This is a genomic window from Nocardia neocaledoniensis (assembly GCF_029868625.1).
In the GTDB taxonomy this organism is placed as follows: domain Bacteria; phylum Actinomycetota; class Actinomycetes; order Mycobacteriales; family Mycobacteriaceae; genus Nocardia; species Nocardia neocaledoniensis_A.
The window spans coordinates 1-3,151 of the sequence record NZ_JARWOJ010000224.1; the positions used below are offsets into that span (position 1 = coordinate 1).

Annotated in this window: 2 protein-coding genes and 2 rRNA genes; all 4 read right to left on the minus strand. The window is 60.5% G+C overall.

Features of this window, described 5'->3' with window-relative positions; translation table 11 throughout:
* Nucleotides 1–109: 109 nt before the first annotated feature.
* The gene (locus QH270_RS16830; RefSeq protein WP_280343149.1) at nt 110–400 is read right to left on the minus strand and encodes an ATP/GTP-binding protein; all 291 of its coding nucleotides are present in this window, start codon (nt 398–400) and stop codon (nt 110–112) included.
* Nucleotides 401–411: 11 nt separating this feature from the next.
* On the minus strand, nt 412–1,155 hold the full coding sequence (nucS, locus tag QH270_RS16835; protein ID WP_280343151.1) for an endonuclease NucS: 744 nt from the start codon (nt 1,153–1,155) through the stop codon (nt 412–414).
* A 75-nt stretch (nt 1,156–1,230) separates the two neighbouring features.
* A 5S ribosomal RNA gene (gene rrf, locus QH270_RS16840) occupies nt 1,231–1,347 on the minus strand.
* A gap of 102 nt (nt 1,348–1,449) precedes the next feature.
* A 23S ribosomal RNA gene (locus tag QH270_RS16845) occupies nt 1,450–3,151 on the minus strand; the annotation flags it as partial.

Sequence of the window (3,151 nt, forward strand, 5' to 3'; positions counted from 1 at the left end):
CAACCTCCCCTCGCCCCGCCCACCACAGCGCCCCCCCCTACATACCACCCCCCCCCCGCCCCCCCCAACATCCGCGGCGCCCTTCGGTTTTTCGTCGTCTTCCGGCGGGTCAGGACCAGCGGCGGGTGATGCCGCGCGTGCGCCTGCCGTTCCAGCAGCCCTGGTGCCAGTGCCTGCGATCGTCCTCGCCACCCTCGGCGGCCCAGGCCACGATGTGCGCGACACCGGGGGCGATCTCGTGGTCGCACCCAGGACACCGATAGGTCTTCACCGCTCTGGCGCCCGGAACCGTTCGCACGATATAGGTTTCGCCGCCGGGCCCGTCCTCGGTGCGTCCGTAGACGTCACCGAGCGGCGCGGGCTCGCTGCGTCGCTCTGAGCGTGGTTTGCGTCGCGGCATGGTCCGAAGGCCTAGAAGAGGCGGAAAACGTTGCTCTCCGTGCCACGCAGCTCGTCGTAATCGAGCGTGAGGCAGCGGATCCCCCGGTCCTCGGCGAGCGTGCGCGCCTGCGGCTTGATCTGCTGGGCCGCGAACACGCCGGCTACGGGCGCCAGCAGCGGATCGCGATTGAGCAGTTCGAGGTAGCGCGTGAGCTGTTCGACGCCGTCGATCTCACCGCGTCGCTTGATCTCCACCGCCACCGTGGCGCCGTCGGCATCGCGGCACAGCAGGTCCACCGGGCCGATAGCGGTCATGTACTCGCGCCGGATCAGGGTGTAGCCCTCGCCGAGTTTCGTCACGTGTTCGGCGAGCAGCTCCTGCAGATGGGCTTCGACGCCGTCCTTCACCAGCCCCGGGTCGATGCCGAGTTCGTGCGAGGAGTCGTGCTCGATGTTCTCGATGGTGATCCGCAATTCCTCGCCGGCCTTGTTGGTCACCACCCACAGCGCCTTGATGTTCTCCGGCAGCGCCGTCTTGCCTTCCCGCAGCGGCGTCACGCCATCGGGAAGCTCCGCGGGGACGAGGGTCGCTATGTCGCGCTCCTCGAGCCAGCACGGCGGGCTCATCCAGTTCAGCGGCTTGTACGAGCCGCCGTCGGAGTGCACGAGCACCGAGCCGTCGGCCTTGATCATCAGCAACCGGCGAGCCATCGGAAGGTGGGCGGTGAGGCGGCCGACGTAGTCGACCTGGCAACGAGCAATGACGAGGCGCACCCCGAGCACTCTTGGTGACGGGTCCGGTAACGAAAAAAGCCCCCCAGCAGATGCTGGGGGCCTTTCGCAGAATATGTCCGGCGGTGTCCTACTCTCCCACACCCTGTCGAGTGCAGTACCATCGGCGCAGGTGGCCTTAGCTTCCGGGTTCGGAATGGGACCGGGCGTTTCCCCACCGCTATAACCGCCGTAACACTATGAAACCATCCACAACAGCGCTCAAACCCTCACAGGGTTCGTGCTGCAGTGTTGTGTGTTGTTTCAGAAACCGCACAGTGGACGCGTAACACCTTCGATAGTAAGCCCTCGGCCTATTAGTACCAGTCACCTACACACATTACTGTGCTTCCAGCTCCGGCCTATCAACCCCATCATCTGTAGGGGGCCTTAACCCATCAAGTGGGAGAGAAACCTCATCTTGGAACAGGCTTCCCGCTTAGATGCTTTCAGCGGTTATCCCTTCCGAACGTAGCCAACCAGCCATGCCCCTGGCGGAACAACTGGCACACCAGAGGTTCGTCCGTCCCGGTCCTCTCGTACTAGGGACAGCCTTCCTCAAGTTTCTAACGCGCGCGGCGGATAGAGACCGAACTGTCTCACGACGTTCTAAACCCAGCTCGCGTGCCGCTTTAATGGGCGAACAGCCCAACCCTTGGGACCTACTCCAGCCCCAGGATGCGACGAGCCGACATCGAGGTGCCAAACCATCCCGTCGATATGGACTCTTGGGGAAGATCAGCCTGTTATCCCCGGGGTACCTTTTATCCGTTGAGCGACACCGCTTCCACATGCCGGTGCCGGATCACTAGTCCCGACTTTCGTCCCTGCTCGACCTGTCAGTCTCACAGTCAAGCCCCCTTGTGCACTTGCACTCAACACCTGATTGCCAACCAGGCTGAGGGAACCTTTGGGCGCCTCCGTTACATTTTGGGAGGCAACCGCCCCAGTTAAACTACCCACCAGGCACTGTCCCTGAACCAGATCATGGTCCGAGGTTAGAAGCCCAATACGATCAGAGTGGTATTTCAACAACGACTCCACCAACACTGGCGTGTCAGCTTCACAGTCTCCCACCTATCCTACACAAACCGTACCGAACACCAATACCAAGCTATAGTGAAGGTCCCGGGGTCTTTTCGTCCTGCCGCGCGTAACGAGCATCTTTACTCGTAATGCAATTTCGCCGAGTCTGTGGTTGAGACAGCAGAGAAGTCGTTACGCCATTCGTGCAGGTCGGAACTTACCCGACAAGGAATTTCGCTACCTTAGGATGGTTATAGTTACCACCGCCGTTTACCGGGGCTTAAATTCTCAGCTTCGCGGCAAGCCGCTAACCGGTCCTCTTAACCTTCCGGCACCGGGCAGGCGTCAGTCCGTATACATCGTCTTACGACTTCGCACGGACCTGTGTTTTTAGTAAACAGTCGCTTCTCTCTGGTCTCTGCGACCTTCCCCAGCTCAGAGTGCAAGACTCGTCACCAGGCAAGGTCCCCCTTCTCCCGAAGTTACGGGGGCATTTTGCCGAGTTCCTTAACCACAGTTCTCTCGATCGCCTTAGTATTCTCTACCTGACCACCTGTGTCGGTTTGGGGTACGGGCCGTGTACCAACTCACTAGAGGCTTTTCTCGGCAGCATAGGATCACTGAATTCGTCGCAACGACTACGCATCACCTCTCAGGCACATGTTGTGCGGATTTGCCTACACAACGCCCTACAGGCTTACACCAGGTATTCCATCACCTGGCCCAGCTACCTTCCTGCGTCACCCCATCGCTTGACTACTACAGCCAGGGTCGTATGCAGCCCCCTCCAGCTTCCCGAAGGAAGTCTTTTGGGATTTGGATACTTAGCACAACTGATTCGCCATTGGGCGCGGATACACGGGTACGGGAATATCAACCCGTTGTCCATCGACTACGCCTGTCGGCCTCGCCTTAGGTCCCGACTCACCCTGGGCGGATTAACCTGGCCCAGGAACCCTTGGTCATTCGGCGG

Bases quoted from the DNA above. Each gene is read 5' to 3' on its own strand.
- QH270_RS16830 (WP_280343149.1), bottom strand. From the start codon at position 400: ATGCCGCGACGCAAACCACGCTCAGAGCGACGCAGCGAGCCCGCGCCG.